Raw genomic sequence first — 15234 nt, forward strand, 5'->3', positions numbered from 1 at the left:
GCGGGGTGCTTGTTTCACGGCATGGGCCCAACAAAAAACCAAGCACCGGGACCGATGCTTGGTTTTCAGAAGTTCTCGATGGAACAGGCAGATTACACCACATCCAAATCCGTCACTGCGCCCTGGCTGGCGTTCTTCACGGTGGCGGCGTACTTCGCCAGGATGCCGCGGGTGTAGCGGGGCTTGGGCTTTTTCCAGGCCTTGAGGCGGGCGGCGATTTCCTTGGCAGGAACGCCGAGGGTGATCTCACGCTTCTGCGCATCGATGGTGATGGGGTCGCCATTCTTCACGATGGCGATGGTGCCGCCCACATAAGCTTCCGGAGTCACGTGGCCGACCACGAAGCCGTGGCTGCCACCGCTGAAGCGGCCGTCGGTGATGAGGGCGACGTCCTTGCCGAGACCCTTGCCCATGATGGCACTGGTAGGAGAGAGCATTTCGCGCATGCCGGGGCCGCCCTGCGGTCCTTCCATGCGGATGACGATCACATGGCCTTTCTTCACCTTGTCATTGAGGATGGCCTGGAGTGCCTTCTCTTCGCTGTCGAACACGATGGCCTTGCCGGAGAAGAGGAGGCCTTCTTTGCCGCTGATCTTGCCCACGGCGCCTTCGGGACACATGTTGCCGCGGAAGATGACGAGGTGGCTGTCCTTCTTGAGCGGCTTGTCGAGCGGCTGCACGATCGTCTGGTCCTTCGGGTAGACGATCTTGGACTTCTTCAGGTTCTCCTTCATGGAGCGACCCGTCACGGTGAGGCAGTCGCCATGCATGAGCCCCTCTTCCACGAGGATGCGCATGAGGGGCACGGTGCCGCCGATCTTCACGAGGTCATTCATGAAGTACTTGCCGCTCGGCTTCAGGTCGGCCAGCACGGGGGTCTTCTTGCCGATGCGGGTGAAGTCATCGATCGTGAGCTTCACGCCGGCACTGTGCGCCATGGCGATGAGGTGCAGCACGGCATTGGTGGAGCCACCGAGCGTGATGATGAGCGTGATGGCATTCTCAAACGCCTCCTTCGTCATGATGTCGCGCGGGGTGATGCCTAGCTTGATCATGTTCAGCACGGCGGCGCCGGCGTCGAAGCAGTCGATCAGCTTGTCATCACCCACGGCGGACTGGGCGCCGCTGTTCGGCAGGCTCATGCCGAGCGCTTCGATGGCGCTGGCCATGGTGTTCGCCGTGTACATGCCGCCGCAGGAGCCTTCACCGGGGATGGAGTGCTCCTCGATGTCGATGAGTTCCTTGTCGTTGATCTGGCAGTTGGCGTGCTTGCCCACGGCTTCGAAGACGGTCACGATGTCCGCGTCCTTTTTCTCCGGACCCACGCAGCCGGGAAGGATGGTGCCGCCATAGACGAAGACGCTCGGGCGGTTCAGTCGGGCCATGGCCATGATGCAGCCCGGCATGTTTTTGTCGCAGCCGCCGATGGCCACGTAGCCATCCATGCCTTCGCAACCCACCACGGTTTCGATGGAGTCGGCGATCACTTCGCGGGAAACGAGGGAGTACTTCATGCCCTCCGTGCCCATGCTGATGCCATCCGAAATGGTGATGGTGTTAAAGATCATCGACTTCCCGCCGGCGGCATCAATGCCCTTCGCGGCCTCCTTGGCCAGGCGGTCGATGTGCATGTTACACGGCGTCACCATGCTCCAGGTGGAGGCCACGCCGATGAGGGACTTCTTGAAGTCCGCCCGGCTGAATCCGACGGCGTGCAGCATGGCGCGGCTCGGGGCACGCTCCACTCCATCCACCACGATGGCGGAATGCTTGCGATGCAGGTCGGACTTGGCGGCGGATTTGGTTCGGGCTGACATGGGGAATGGGTGGGTGAGCGTGAGCTGGGCTAGGCTGGGCCGGTAAGATGGGGCGATTCGTCCGGCGTGCAAGCACTCGCGAGGCGACGGGCGGCCTACCGAATGGGTTTCAGCGCCACCCTGACAAAGGCTACATGCACCTTGCTGCCGTCGCTTCCGGGGACTTTGCGGACACCCAGGCAGACGGCCTGTCCCGGCTTCACCTGTGTCTTGCCCTCCCAGGTGGCATTGAATTCCACGGGATCGGGAGGGCTGCCTTCATCTACGGTGCCCTCGACCTTGGGGAAGTGCTTCAAAGTTTCATCCAAGGTGGGCAGGCGGGGCAGGGCGGCATCGTGGCTCAGCTTGTAGGTCAAAGTGGCAGACTGCGCCGCGGAGAAGTCGAATGGGCTTGCGGGAGACGGTACTTCACCGGTCATCGTCCACGAGGTGCCCACCGGGATCATCCCCATGGCTCCCGGCCAGAAGCGCCCGGGTATTTCCTCCACCGGTCCTCCCTCGGAGCAATACTCCATGAGGTACTCCATGCGCGCACTCGCCTCTTTGCCTGGCAGCGTCTTCACGGCTGCATGCCCAGCCAACGAGGCGGAGCCATCTTTGACCCGTGACAGCAGCTTTTCAAAGCGGGTTTGGTCTTCTGCGGCTGACACCTTGGCCTCCCAGGAACCGGACTCCGAGGCCGGCACGTCGAAGACCATGGCTTCCCCTTCTAGTTGAATTGCGGCCTCCGGCGCGATGTCTTTCGTGCCTGCCGCTGTCTCATCCAGCCTGGCGAACAGGAGCATCGTTTCACCCGGCGCCAGTCCTTCTCCGTTCTTCAGGCATTCGGGGGTGCGGATGACGGCGATGAGTGAGACACCATCTGCTGGGATGGTGGTGGCGGTCTTCACTGACTGTTCGTAGAACTGGGGGCGCCAGATGGTCATCTCAGGGGAGTCCTTCGCACACTGCCATGTTTGTCGGCGAGGCGGGCACGGCGATTGCATGAGGTCCAGCACGAGAGTGCGAATGGCCTCCCGTTGGATGCGAAGCCGGGTTCCGACGCCATTGTCGAACTCCCAACTGGTGGGAAACACGATGGTGTCATCAGGCCTGCTGTGCCGCCTGCTCGATTCGAGATCGGAGCCGTAGACAGGGTTGGTGGCCTGCAGACCCGCGACCACACGCAACGCGGCTTTGCCGGCGCGCTGTCGTTGCAGGAGATCCTTCAACAACGCGTGATCGGACGAGGTGTCACGACTCGCGAGCAGCTTTTGCGCATCTTCTGCGCTCACACCAAGGCCCAGCAGCATCACATTCGCGAGGGACTCTGTGGCAGGGTGGTTGCTGGAAGCCGGGGCACTCTGGGGGTGTGCTTCCGCCAGGATCACATCGAGCACCGCCTCTCTTTGCGAGCCCATCTCCACATGATCCGCCGGACGCATGAATCCCAACACGGACGAGCCGGACACCGGTGCCCAACCGATCACCGTCAGGGTTTCTTCATAGATGTCCTGCTGCTTGAAGACGCCTGCTCCAGCTTCCTTTTTGGATGGCCAGACAAGCGGCCACTCAAGTGTCGTCGGATCTCGCGGAGAGAAACGTGTGGTCCAAGTCAGCCCTGTCCCTGGCTCGTCCCTGACAGCGTAACTTTTCCCTGCGGTGACCTCCAGTGAGGAACCGATTAGCATGTGAAAGAAGCCGAAGGGAGTTGAGGTGAAATTATCCTCGTTCTCAGCACACTCCCACGCCCACTTGATCGTTCTGCCCATCTCCATCTGGAGTGGCGAATCCCCCTGCGTGGCGCCCACCAGTTTGGATACCTCACGCGCTTCCCCCGCCGTGACCATGCGCTGCACTTCTGCGGCGAACGCAGTTCCCTGGCCATGTTTCATCACCGCATCAATGATCGCAGACTCAGGCGCGCGGATGATGCGTTGTCGCACCTCCACGATCGGTTGCGGCGTTGCTTCTCCGTGGGTGGGTGCAGCGACCAAAAAAGCGATGGCTGGAAGCAAGGCTCGATAGCCCGCTTTGCATGCTCGACCTGCCATGGAGTGGCAATGAAAAAAGGCCTTGTGCTTCATGCAGCTCGCTGAGTGTAGAACTCAGGGCGCACCACGCACAAGGCCTTTGCGTCGACAATCCGAATTACCTTCGGACAAACAGGTTACTTCGTGGGAGTTTCGCTGAGGAACTCCACCTTGCCCGTGTCGAGGTCGTAGTGAGCGGCCACGATGGTGAGCTTGCTGGCGGCGGCTCTTTCCTTCAGGAAGGGTTCGGCCTCGCGAAGGCTTTTGACCACGTGGAGCGCATTGGCCTTGGCGGTGGCTTCGGCATCGGCGTCGGCGGTGGTGGCCACGGCGGGTGCGATGGCTTTCACGAGGGACTGGATGTGCCCCGGTGCCGTGCCCTTGGCGGCGATGGTATCGCGCGCGGCCTTCACGGCGCCACAACGCTCATGGGCGAGTACGACGATGAGCGGGCTGCCGAGTTCTTCCACGGCGAATTCGATGCTGCCGATCGTTTCGTCGTTGAGCACATTGCCCGCGACGCGCAGGACAAAGAGGTCACCCAGCCCCTGATCAAACACCACCTCGGGAGAAGTGCGGGAGTCTGCGCAGCCGAGGATGATCGCGAAAGGACGCTGGCCCTTGGCGAGTTCCGTCCGGGCGGTGCTGTTTTGGTTGGGATGCTTGAGTTTGTCCTCTGTAAAACGGGCGTTTCCGTCCTTGAGCCGGGTCAGCGCCTCTGCTGCGGTGACGGTGGGAGCGGATTGAGCGGGCGCCGGGTCCTTCGCAGGAATGGAGGCGGCAATGACGACGCCGAGGGTAATCGTGGCGGTGAGGATCGAAAGTTTGGTATTCATGACGGACGAGGTGTGGCGCAAAATGGGATCAATGCGGATCTCGTCGCAAGCGACGGAACCGCCAGCGCTAAATGGTGATTTTTTTCCAACCGGTCCTGAGCGGAAATTCAATTCAACTTCCCACCTTTTGCGCAAACTGGAGGTGACTGAGCGTTAGCTGCATCATGAAGCGCTTCCTCTTCTCCGCCTCGTTTCTGGTCGTGGGTTGTTGCCTTTCCACGGGAGTTTTCGCCCAGCAGACCCCGTCGCAAAAGAAGGACACCACGCTGGTGCCGCCCAAGAATCTCAAGACGAAGCTTCCTCCGGGCTACACGATTCCAATTGTGGACATCAGTGGAGAGAAGGAACGGCAGGTCGTGGTGGACAAGGAACCCGGCCAATACCTCGGCCACCCGACCACGCTTCTGTTGGAGGACAACAAGACCATGCTCATCGTGTACCCGAAAGGTCACGGGCGCGGGGCGATTGTGTACAAGCGCAGCACAGATGGCGGCCTGACCTGGAGTGACCGGCTGCCTACGCCGAAGAGCTGGGAGACTTCCCTGGAAGTGCCCACGCTGCACCGCGTGGTGGATGCGGCAGGGAAGAAGCGCATCATCATGTTCAGCGGGCTCTATCCCATCCGCATGGCGGTGACGGAGGATGACGGTGCGAACTGGAGCGAGCTGAAGCCCATCGGTGATTTCGGTGGTGTGGTGACCATGGCGACGGTGATTGGGCTGAAGACACCCGGCTACTACCTGGCCTTCTTCCATGATGATGGACGCTTTATCCGAGGCGGTATGGAGGACAAGTTCCGTGTCAAAGGTCCGCAAACCGACCATACTTCCTCTGCGGCAAAGCCGTGGCGCTTCTGGGTGTACACGACGCTCTCCAAGGATGGGGGCCTCACGTGGAGTGTGCCGGTGCCGATTGCCATGCTGCCGGATGCCAGCCTCTGTGAGCCTGGGGTTCTGCGCTCTCCGGACGGACAGCAGATCGCCGTGCTGCTGCGGGAGAACAGCCGCAAGTACAACTCCTTCGTCATCTTCTCCGATGACGAGGGCCTGACATGGACGGAGCCGAAGGAATTGCCCGCCGCGCTCACGGGGGATCGCCACGTCGCGAAGTATGCGCCGGACGGACGGCTCTTCATCAGCTTCCGCGATACCACGCATGTGAGTCCCACCAAGGGTGACTGGGTCGGCTGGGTGGGCACCTATGATGACATCGTGAAGGGCAACGAAGGGCAATACCGCATCCGCTTCATGGATAATACCAAGGGCGCCGACTGCACGTATCCCGGCGTGGAACTGCTGCCGGATGGCACCTTTGTCACCACCACCTACGGCCACTGGGGCGAAGGCGAAATGCCGTGGATTGTGAGTGTGCGTTTCAAGCTGGAGGAGCTGGACAAGAAGGTGCAGAAGTGAGCCGCTTCCCATGTCGTGCTTGTCCTTCGCTCAGAGATCCGTTGTCCTCGCCCTGCCTGTGCTGCTGTTGCCATTGCTATTGCTGACAGGCGGCCCTGTTTCAGGGGCAGATTTGCTCCCGGGCAGCACGCTGACGCTGCCATTTCCCCAGCTTCCACACGACCGACACGACCAGGCATCAAGCTGCGAGATCAAACTGCCGGCGAACTATGCCCCGGATAAATCCTATCCGCTCGTGGTCTGGCTGGAAGGGGGTGACGGTGGGAACAAACCCCAGACGCCGTTTCTGCCAGAGGGAGATTTCGTCACCGTCGGATTGCCCTTCCCGCTCGGTGCGAATCAACCATCGACACCCCATCTCGTGGGAGACTTCCCCGCCATCTGGAAATACCATCGAACGATGCTTGAGGAGATTCACCGGCGCATCCCCAATCTGGATCGACGCCGGAGCATCATCGCTGGATTCAGCAACGGTGCCCACGCCATCGACGGGATGCTGAAGTTAAAGGTGACACCTGGCGAAGGGCCGGGGCTTGCGTCCTTCTTTGGCATCTTCATCCTGGTGGAAGGCGGGGGATGGGACGTCACCGAGGGCGAGTATCCAGATTGCACCGGGAAATTCGCGTATCTCGCGATGGGAGAGAAAAGTTCTCTACTTCGGGTGGTGCCGCGTGCGGCGAAGGAGTTTCTTGCCCATGGCGCCAGCATGCACCTCAGCATGATGGCGGGCACCAAGCATGAGTTCGCCGATTTCGAGAAGGAGACCATCCGGAAGTGGCTCGCGGAGGAGGCTCTTCCAGGACTCGCCAATGAGCGCTAGCACTCCGCAGGTGTGCACGGCACGGGCTAGGAATCCATGCGCCGCTTCAGCTTCTTCAGCAGCTCCGCATTCCCCTCGAGCTCCTCAAGAATCAGCGTGAGCACCTTCAGCGTGCTCTTGCTCATGTGGTGCTCCATGCCTTCCACGTCGCGGTGCACGGTCTCCGCATCGAGGCCGAAGCCGGTGAGCAGGCGTGAGAGCACGTCATGGCGGCGGGCGATGGCCTGGCCGACTTTTTTTCCTTCGGGGGTGAGGGTGACACCGCGGTAGCGTTCGTAGATCACGCAGCCCTCGGCATCCAGCTTCTGGATCATGTTCGTCACGCTGGCCTGGGAAATCCCCAAATTGCGAGCGATGTCCACCACGCGGGCGTAGCCCTTGGTTTCGATGAGGTTATAGATCTGCTCCAGGCAGTCCTCGCTGGCGCGGGACTGGCCGTTGGCTGGAGTGGTTTTGCGGGCGGCGGGCATTCTTCGGGGGCTGGCAGGAGCTTCGGCGAAAGTGACGCGATGTTCAACAGGAACGAAACAAACTAAGCCCTTGCCAAGAAAGTTAGTCTGGACTAACTCTGTTAACACCATGAAATACTCTTCTCTTCTCCCAACACTGGCCGCGCTCGCCGGGCTGGTGCTGGCAGCGTGCAAACCGTCAGCCCCGAAGCAGTCCGATGGGAAGCTCACCGTGGTGACCACCACGACCATGATCACGGACATGGTGAAGGAAATCGGCGGGGATCACGTGCGTGTGCAGGCACTGATGGGGCCGGGCGTGGATCCACACTTGTACAAGCCGACCGCGGAAGACGCGCGGAAGCTGCGCGAAGCCGGAGCAATCTTTTACAACGGCTTGATGCTGGAAGGACGCATGGCGGAACTCTTTGAGAAGTCGAAGAAGGACGGCGGAAAAGTGTATGAGCTGGCCTCCGCCATCAATGAAGGCAATCGCAAGCATGCAGACGGCGGTCACTACGATCCGCACATCTGGGGTGATCCACGGTTGTGGCTGCTGTGCGTGGATGTGGCGGTGAAGGGCCTGAGCGAAGTGGACCCTGCTAATGCCGCTGACTACGCCAAGCGCGGTGCGGACACCAAGGCGAACTACAAGGCAGCCTTTGAATGGTGCCAGGAGCGCGTGGGGCAGATCCCGCCTGAGTCGCGGGTGCTCATCACCAGCCACGATGCCTTTGCGTACTTCGGCGATGCCTTCGGGTTCCAGGTCGTCGGGGTGCAGGGCATCTCCACGGTGAGCGAGGCGGGCCTCGCGGACGTGGCCAAGACGGTGGACTTCATCAAGAGCAAGAACGTGAAGGCCATCTTTGTGGAGTCCTCCGTCCCCCACGCCACCATTGAGCGCATCAGCAAGGACAGCGGTGCGAAGATCGGTGGAGAGCTATTCTCAGACGCCCTGGGCACTCCGGGAGAACTGAAGGAGGTCGGTGGGGAGAAGGTCGATCAGGGGACCTATGTCGGCATGATCAAGAGCAACGTGCATACCGTGGTGGAGGCGCTGAAGTAGGCATTTGTCATGAGAGCCTTTCTCTTGTCTCTGTCTTTCTTCCCGGTGGTGTGTCTTGCCTTCGAACCCCACGACAAATCCGGCTACACGCTCTTCAATCCCACGCCACGCGAACACATGCGCGAGATGAGCACGGATCGCCCGGACACCACCGAGAGCGCGTACTCGGTGGATGCGGGTCACTTTCAGGTGGAGTCGACGTTGTTCGGCTTTGCCAAGGATGGCGGTGTGGAAGGCCTCACCTTTGCGGAGTCCAACTTCAAGCTGGGTCTGACGAACAGCACGGACCTGCAACTCGTGGTGCCCTTCTATGAGCATGTGCGTGGCGACGGCGTTGACGAAGGCGGCATTGGCGATCTGCAGGTGCGCTTCAAGTGGAACCTGTGGGGCAATGATCAAGGCGATGGAAGCTCCGCTTTGGCCATTATGCCTTTCATCAAGGTGCCCACGGCAAGCCACGATCTTGGCAATGACAAGGTCGAGGGCGGCTTGATCGTGCCGGTGGCCGTGGACCTCTTCGATGGCTTGAGCTTGGCAGCCATGGCAGAGGTGGATTTCGTGCACGATGAGATTCGCGGCGACTACGAGGCGGATTTCATCAACACCGTCACCCTGGGATATGAGCTTTCGGAGCGCTGGGGATCCTTTGTGGAATTCATCAGCGTGGCCACCACGCGCAAGGAGGCTTCGTGGGAGGGGTATGCGAAAGCGGGGGTCACTTATGCTGTTTCGGACGATTTCATTTTGGACGCTGGCGCCGCGGTTGGCGTGAATGATGCAGCAGAAGACTTTGGCGCCTTCGTAGGTTTCTCCTGGAGGCATTAACACACTTTCAATGAGCGAATCCAAGACCCCAGCACTGGAGCTTCACGACATCACGGTTTCTTATCAGAAGAAGCCGGTGCTCTACGGTGTGGACCTGCAGATTCCGGAAGGCTCGCTCGTGGGACTTATCGGTCCCAACGGTGCGGGGAAGAGCACGCTCATCCGTGCCGTGATGGGGCTGCTGCCGCTCTCGAGCGGTTGGGTGAAGATCTTCGGGGAGTCCTTCAAGGATGCCCGCAAGCGGGTGGGCTATGTACCGCAGCGCGAAGAGGTGGACTGGGATTTCCCCGTGAACGTCATGGACGTGGTGCTCATGGGCAGGTACGGGCGGCTGGGGCTCTTCAAGCGGCCCGGGAAGGAGGACCGTGAGAAGGCGCGGGAAGCGCTCGACAAGGTGTCCATGCTGCCCTTTGCCCAACGGCAGATCTCCAATCTCAGCGGTGGTCAGCAGCAGCGGGTGTTCCTCGCGCGGGCGCTGGCACAGGAGAGTGACTTGTATCTCATGGATGAACCCTTCGCCGGCGTGGATGCGGCCACAGAGCGTGCCATCATCGCGCTGCTGCAGGAGCTCAAGTCACGCGGGAAGACTATTCTTGTCGTGCATCATGACCTCACCACGGCACGGGAATATTTCGACCGGCTGGTGCTGCTGAACATGCGAGTGGTGGCCACTGGTCCCACGGAGCAGATATTCACCGCGGAGCTATTGCAAAAGACGTACGGCGGCAAGCTTACCCTCCTGAGCGACGTCACGAGCGAACTAGCCCGCACCGAGAGAGGAGAGCGGGGCTGACCCGCCGAATGAGATGAACCATCAGGGTGTCATATCCAGCTTCGCACGGCACGGAAAGAAGATTCCGGCGCTGGTGTTGCTGCTGCTCGTCATGGTGTTCGCGAGCCCGGCGCACGCTGCGCGCATTGGGGATGTCACTGAGACCAACGCGTGGGAGCAGGCACTGCGATTTTTTACTTTTCGTGACGATGGCCTGCGCGTGGCACTGGCGGGTTGCATGCTGCTGGGGTTGAATTGTGGTCTGCTGGGAGGATTCATCGTGGTGCGCCGCCTTTCCCTGGTTGGGGACACCCTATCCCACGCAGTGCTTCCGGGAGTGGCTCTCGGTTTCATGTGGAACATGACCAAGGATCCCGTGGCGATTCTGATCGGCGCCACCTTGGTGGGTGGGGTGGCGATGCTGGCGGTAAATGTCATCACACGCACCACCAAGCTGAAGCAGGACACAGCGTTGGGCCTGGTGCTTTCCTCGTTCTTCGCGATTGGCCTGTGCCTGGTCTCGATGATCCAACAGCTGCCCACAGGGAACAAAAGCGGGCTGGACAAGTTCTTCTTTGGACAGGCGGCAGCAATCTCTGAGGGGGACTTGTGGCTGCTGTCTGGCACCACGCTGGTGTCACTCGTGTTCCTGGTTGTGTGCTATCGGGGATTGCTCACGCTGAGTTTCCATCGGGGGTATGGAGAGACGCTCGGGCTGCCCATGAGCTGGCTGCATCATGCGCTTATGCTTTTCACCTCCTTTGCGGTGGTGACGGCGATGCAGGCGGTGGGCGTGGTGCTCGTTTCGGCCATGCTCATCATCCCGGCGGCTACGGCGTATCTGCTCACGGATCGTATGCATCGGCTGCTGATCTACGCGGCGATTTTTGGTCTGCTGACCGCGGCATTGGGAGCGTTCTTCTCGTTCCTGGGGAACAATCTGCCCACGGGTCCCTTCATGGTGCTCGCGGGCGCGATGTTTTTCATGGCAGCCTTCTTCTTCAGTCCGCGTCACGGCTGGCTCATCCGGCTGTGGCGGCAGCGCTCACGCCGCCTGCGCACGGAGCGGGAGAACACACTCAAGGCCATGCACCGAGTGTTGGAAAACCGCCAGTTCCACGGGGAGTCCGTGTCGCTTCTGGAGCTCGCGCAATTGCGGAGGGAGACGCTTGAGGAAAGCCGCCATCGCGCGCTGGAACTGGAGCGCGCACATCTGGCCACGCTGAGTTCGGGCGGTAACGATGTGCACTTCACCCCGGAAGGCTGGCAGCAGGCGCAGGCCATCGTGCGTAATCACCGCTTGTGGGAGCTGTATCTCACAAACGTCATGCAGTTCGAGTCCGATCACGTGCATGATGAGGCGGAAAAAATTGAGCACATTCTCGGTGCCGATGCGGTGCGCGAACTTGAGCGCAAGCTGGCCTTTCCCCAGACCGATCCGCACGGTCGCAAAATTCCTGGGGTGCGCGATGCAGAGAGCGCACCGCAACCGCGCTCGGAACTCACTGGGTACAAGTCCTCATGACCAATCTCATTCCAGTATTCGACTTCGAGCGCGTGGTGGTGTCGCCATGGACGGACTCGATCGATACCTATGGCTGGATGGTGCTCATGGCCTTCCTGGTCACAGCAACGTGTGGCCTCGTGGGAAACTATCTGATCCTGCGACGCATGGCGCTGGTAGGAGATGCCATCAGTCACAGCGTGCTGCCGGGACTGGCTGTGGCGTATCTGTTTACGGGTGCCCTTTCGGTACCCATCATGTTCGCCGGCGCGCTGGGAGCGGGTCTTCTAACTACGGTATTGATCGAGTTCATTCACACGCGCTCCCGCATCAAGGCGGACGCGGCGATTGGCATCACGTTTTGCACGTTGTTCGCACTGGGCGTGGTGATCATCAATGTCTTCGCGTCACGCGTGCATCTGGACACCGACTGCGTGCTGTATGGAGAGCTGAGCTACCTGAGCCGCGGCGCGAATGAAATCGCACCGCCGGAGGTGCTCGTCATGGGAGGCGTAGCGATCGTCGTAGTGCTGCTCATCACGCTGTTCTACAAGGAGCTGCTCGTCAGTTCGTTTGATGCGTCCCTGTCCGCGTCGTTGGGATTCCCGCCGAAGTTCATCCATCTCGCGCTCATGGCGGTGCTTTCCATCGTGATTGTGTCCGCGTTTGAAAGCGTGGGCGCCATTCTGGTGATTGCCACGCTCATCCTACCGGGAGCCACCGCGCAACTCATCAGCACCCGGCTCTCCGTGTGCCTGTGGCTCAGCGTGCTCTTCGCGGCTCTCAGCGCGGTGCTCGGTCTGCACTTGAGCTTGTGGATTGGCAGTTCCATGGCCGCGGCGGTGGTGGTGAGTGGCACGGGGCTGTTTGTTCTGGCGTGGCTGTTTGGGCCGCATGGGGTGCTCCGCCGTCGCTTGGGGGCTAGGGAAGGAGAAGGCGGACTGGAAAAGGATGAGCCACAGGCCGGCGCCGTGACGGAATAGCTGCGCTGCCGCCGTCTACTGGCGCTTGCATCCTGCGCCTCTGCGTGCTCCATGCCGCATGCAGCATCTGGGATTCATCTTCGACTGGGACGGCGTGGTCATCGATTCTCATGCCCAGCATGAGGAAAGCTGGGGACTCCTCTTTGAGGAGTTGGGCCGTGACATGCCGGATGACTTCTTCAAGCGTACCTTTGGCATGCGCAACCAGCAGATCATCCCGGAGTGGTTCGGCTTTGCGGTTGGGAGCGACGAGGAAGCCATCACGCGGCTCGGCAATCACAAGGAAGAGCTGTATCGCGATATCCTGCGTCGCGACGGGCTTGAAGCGCTGCCTGGCGTTCGCGACCTGCTTGAGGAGTTGCAGAGCCTTGGCATTCCCGCCGCCGTGGGCTCATCCACACCGAGGGACAACATCGACCTGATCATGGAGATGCTTGGCCTGACGGAGCTGTTCACAGGCGTGGTCACGGGGGATGATGTCACCATGGGCAAGCCTGACCCCCAGGTCTTCCTGAAAGCAGCCGAGTCCATTCAGCGGGAGCCCAAGCATTGCATCGTGTTCGAAGATGCCTACGTGGGAATCGAAGCCGGCAAGCGCGCTGGCATGAAGGTCGTGGGCGTGGCCACTACGCACCCGCGCCATACGCTCACGGATGCAGACATCGCGCTGCCGAATCTGGATGGTGCGACCGTGGGCAGCCTGCTGGGGGCACTGGGGATTCAGCGGTAGGTGCGCTGGGCGCGCAATACATAGTGGCGCTTGCCATACAAGTGGAGTTGAGGCACTGTTTTTGCATGTCCACGGCCCTGCTCGAAGAGGCAAGCCAGATCCTGCCCAAGCTTTCCCGAGCGGAGAAGGCGTTGGTGCTGCAATGGCTGGTGACAGATCTTGGGGATGCTTTTCCTGGCATCGAACAAGAACCGGGGATTTGCGGGGGTTCGGCCCGGCTGGCACGCACGCGGGTGCCGGTCTGGACGCTGGAAGCTGCTCGTCGACAGGGTATGAGCGAGAGTGAAATTCTTCGCGCCTTTCCCGCGCTACGGGCGGAAGATCTCAGCCAAGCGTGGGCGTATGTGCGCTCACATCAGGAGGAAATCGATAAGGACATCACCGAGAATGAGGTCTGAAACATGGCCTCCTTCTATGCGAACGAAAACTTCCCGCTGCAGGTAGTTGAACACCTAAGAGCGCTTGGTCATGATGTGCTGACTTCGCATGATGCGGGCCAGGCAAATCAGGCGATTCCAGACGAAGAAGTCCTAGACTACGCGACCAATGTCGGACGAATTGTAGTTACCCTGAACCGTCGCGACTTCATTTTACTACACCGCCGGCACCCCAATCATGCAGGTATCGTTGTCTGCACCGTGGACGCCGATTTTTCTGGCCAAGCTCAACGAGTCCGTGACGCCGTTTGTGCGGTGGAGGGAATGCGAAGCCAGTTGGTCCGAGTGAATCGACCAAGTTGATGCGCCGGAATAGTGGCTGGTGCCAGTTTCATCCAGGCACAACAAAGCGTGCCGCCCGCAGCGAGGCAGCACGCTTTGAAGAAAAGCTGTCGGGAGGGCAACACGCGGGACTGCAGCAAAAGCGTGCGTCCCAGGCGGGCTACGCCTTGTAACGCAAGCGCTTCTTGTGGCGGTTGGCCTTCATGCGCTTCTTGCGTTTGTGTTTGTTGATTTTCGTCTTACGACGCTTCTTGAGCGAGCCCATGTTTCGTGTTTGTCTTTGGTTTGGTTAGAAGAAAAGGGATGTGCAGGTCAGTGCACGACCTTGTTCAGAGGGTATTCGATGATGCCCTCTGCGCCGAGCGCCTTGAGCTGGGGGATGATTTCACGGACCACCGATTCGTCAATGATGGTCTCGATGGCCACCCAACCTCCGCCGGCGAGCTGGGAGATGGTGGGACGGCGCAGGGAAGGAAGCGCGTGGAGCATGTTCTCCAGCTTGTGCTCCGGCAGGTTCATCTTCACGCCGACCTTGTAGCGGGCCTCGAGGGCGCCGTTCAGCAGCATCGCGAGACGCTGCATTTTCTCACGCTTCCAGGAGTCCGCGTACGCCGGCTTGCTGCTGACGAATTGCGGGTAGCTCTCCATCAGCGTGTCCACGATGCGCAACTTGTTCGCGCGCAGGGAGGAACCGGTCTCGGTGATGTCCACAATGGCATCCACCATTTCGGGGACCTTCACTTCCGTGGCGCCCCAGGAGAATTCGAGCTCGGCTTCTACGCCGTTGCGGTCGAGGTAGGCGCGGGTCAGGCCGATGGCCTCCGTCGCGATGCGCTTGCCCTGCAAATCCTTGACAGTCTTGATGGGCGAATCCTCGGGAACGACCAGCACCCAGCGGGTGGGCATGGAGGTGGCCTTGCTGTAGCGCAGGTCCGTAATTACCTCAACATCAGCGGCATTCTCTGCAATCCAGTCCCTGCCGGTGATCCCGCAGTCGAGGAACCCATGGTCCACATAGCGGCCGATTTCCTGGGCGCGCAGCAGGCGGATTTCCAGCTCTGGATCGTCCACGCTGGGGCGGTAGGAGCGGCTGTTGACGATGATGTTGTACCCGGAACGGTTGAAGAGGTCCAAGGTCGGCTCTTGGAGGCTGCCTTTGGGCAGTCCAAGCCGGAGGATGTTCTTCTGGGTGCTGTTGTCCGCCATCGCGTGTTGTGGAAAAAGGGGCGCGCAGAATACACGGGTGGTCCCGCTTGGCGAGGGAAAAAATGGCGGGATGTGCCGCTCCT

General features: G+C 60.5%; 16 protein-coding genes. 10 read left to right on the forward strand and 6 right to left on the reverse strand.

Annotated features, from left to right (window positions below; translation table 11 throughout):
- Positions 1 to 92: 92 nt before the first annotated feature.
- From ilvD to G5S37_RS31685, 3 genes are all read right to left on the reverse strand, one after another.
- Positions 93 to 1817, reverse strand: coding sequence for a dihydroxy-acid dehydratase (ilvD, locus tag G5S37_RS31675; protein WP_165210948.1), 1725 nt, complete (start codon positions 1815 to 1817; stop codon positions 93 to 95).
- A 95-nt stretch (positions 1818 to 1912) separates the two neighbouring features.
- Positions 1913 to 3850, reverse strand: coding sequence for a hypothetical protein (locus G5S37_RS31680; protein ID WP_165210951.1), 1938 nt, complete (start codon positions 3848 to 3850; stop codon positions 1913 to 1915).
- A gap of 116 nt (positions 3851 to 3966) precedes the next feature.
- Complete coding sequence (locus G5S37_RS31685) at positions 3967 to 4665, reverse strand: carbonic anhydrase (protein ID WP_165210954.1); 699 nt, start codon at positions 4663 to 4665, stop codon at positions 3967 to 3969.
- Positions 4666 to 4829: 164 nt separating this feature from the next.
- Between G5S37_RS31685 and G5S37_RS31690 the strand changes: the two genes are divergently transcribed.
- Together G5S37_RS31690 and G5S37_RS31695 are read left to right on the forward strand one after the other, a co-directional pair.
- Positions 4830 to 6077, forward strand: coding sequence for a sialidase family protein (locus tag G5S37_RS31690; protein WP_165210957.1), 1248 nt, complete (start codon positions 4830 to 4832; stop codon positions 6075 to 6077).
- 10 nt (positions 6078 to 6087) lie between these two features.
- Complete coding sequence (locus G5S37_RS31695) at positions 6088 to 6897, forward strand: hypothetical protein (RefSeq protein ID WP_165210960.1); 810 nt, start codon at positions 6088 to 6090, stop codon at positions 6895 to 6897.
- A 26-nt stretch (positions 6898 to 6923) separates the two neighbouring features.
- Here G5S37_RS31695 and mntR read toward each other — a convergent pair whose 3' ends face one another.
- The gene (gene mntR / locus G5S37_RS31700) at positions 6924 to 7367 is read right to left on the reverse strand and encodes a transcriptional regulator MntR (protein WP_165210963.1); all 444 of its coding nucleotides are present in this window, start codon (positions 7365 to 7367) and stop codon (positions 6924 to 6926) included.
- Positions 7368 to 7476: 109 nt separating this feature from the next.
- Here mntR and G5S37_RS31705 point away from each other — a divergent pair, with 109 nt between their 5' ends.
- The 8 genes from G5S37_RS31705 to G5S37_RS31740 all read left to right on the forward strand — a co-directional run bounded on the left by G5S37_RS31705 (position 7477) and on the right by G5S37_RS31740 (position 13966).
- Positions 7477 to 8412, forward strand: coding sequence for a zinc ABC transporter substrate-binding protein (locus tag G5S37_RS31705; protein WP_165210966.1), 936 nt, complete (start codon positions 7477 to 7479; stop codon positions 8410 to 8412).
- A 9-nt stretch (positions 8413 to 8421) separates the two neighbouring features.
- Complete coding sequence (locus G5S37_RS31710) at positions 8422 to 9237, forward strand: transporter (RefSeq protein WP_165210969.1); 816 nt, start codon at positions 8422 to 8424, stop codon at positions 9235 to 9237.
- A 10-nt stretch (positions 9238 to 9247) separates the two neighbouring features.
- Entirely contained in the window at positions 9248 to 10030 is a 783-nt protein-coding gene (locus G5S37_RS31715) for a metal ABC transporter ATP-binding protein (RefSeq protein WP_165210972.1), read from the forward strand.
- A gap of 13 nt (positions 10031 to 10043) precedes the next feature.
- The gene (locus G5S37_RS31720; RefSeq protein WP_165210975.1) at positions 10044 to 11534 is read left to right on the forward strand and encodes an iron chelate uptake ABC transporter family permease subunit; all 1491 of its coding nucleotides are present in this window, start codon (positions 10044 to 10046) and stop codon (positions 11532 to 11534) included.
- Positions 11531 to 12496 carry a metal ABC transporter permease gene (locus tag G5S37_RS31725; protein WP_206026245.1) on the forward strand — a complete coding sequence of 322 codons (966 nt, stop codon included), beginning with the start codon at positions 11531 to 11533 and terminating at the stop codon, positions 12494 to 12496. The genes G5S37_RS31720 and G5S37_RS31725 overlap by 4 nt, the downstream gene beginning before the upstream one ends.
- Positions 12497 to 12554: 58 nt before the next feature.
- A complete protein-coding gene (locus tag G5S37_RS31730; RefSeq protein WP_165210978.1) occupies positions 12555 to 13226 on the forward strand; it encodes an HAD family phosphatase in 672 nt (223 codons plus the stop codon).
- 65 nt (positions 13227 to 13291) lie between these two features.
- On the forward strand, positions 13292 to 13624 hold the full coding sequence (locus tag G5S37_RS31735; RefSeq protein WP_165210981.1) for a DUF433 domain-containing protein: 333 nt from the start codon (positions 13292 to 13294) through the stop codon (positions 13622 to 13624).
- A gap of 3 nt (positions 13625 to 13627) precedes the next feature.
- Positions 13628 to 13966: a DUF5615 family PIN-like protein gene (locus G5S37_RS31740; protein WP_165210984.1), complete on the forward strand. Its 339-nt coding sequence runs from the start codon at positions 13628 to 13630 to the stop codon at positions 13964 to 13966.
- 139 nt (positions 13967 to 14105) lie between these two features.
- On the opposite strand, the gene G5S37_RS31745 is transcribed toward G5S37_RS31740, so the two are convergent.
- Both G5S37_RS31745 and hisG read right to left on the reverse strand, forming a co-directional pair.
- Positions 14106 to 14210 (reverse strand): AURKAIP1/COX24 domain-containing protein, encoded by a 105-nt coding sequence (locus G5S37_RS31745; protein ID WP_113959210.1) that lies wholly within the window; start codon positions 14208 to 14210, stop codon positions 14106 to 14108.
- 47 nt (positions 14211 to 14257) lie between these two features.
- Entirely contained in the window at positions 14258 to 15151 is an 894-nt protein-coding gene (hisG, locus tag G5S37_RS31750) for an ATP phosphoribosyltransferase (protein ID WP_165210987.1), read from the reverse strand.
- Between the last annotated feature and the right edge of the window lie 83 nt (positions 15152 to 15234).

This window comes from Roseimicrobium sp. ORNL1 (assembly GCF_011044495.1).
Classification (GTDB): Bacteria; Verrucomicrobiota; Verrucomicrobiia; order Verrucomicrobiales; family Verrucomicrobiaceae; genus Roseimicrobium.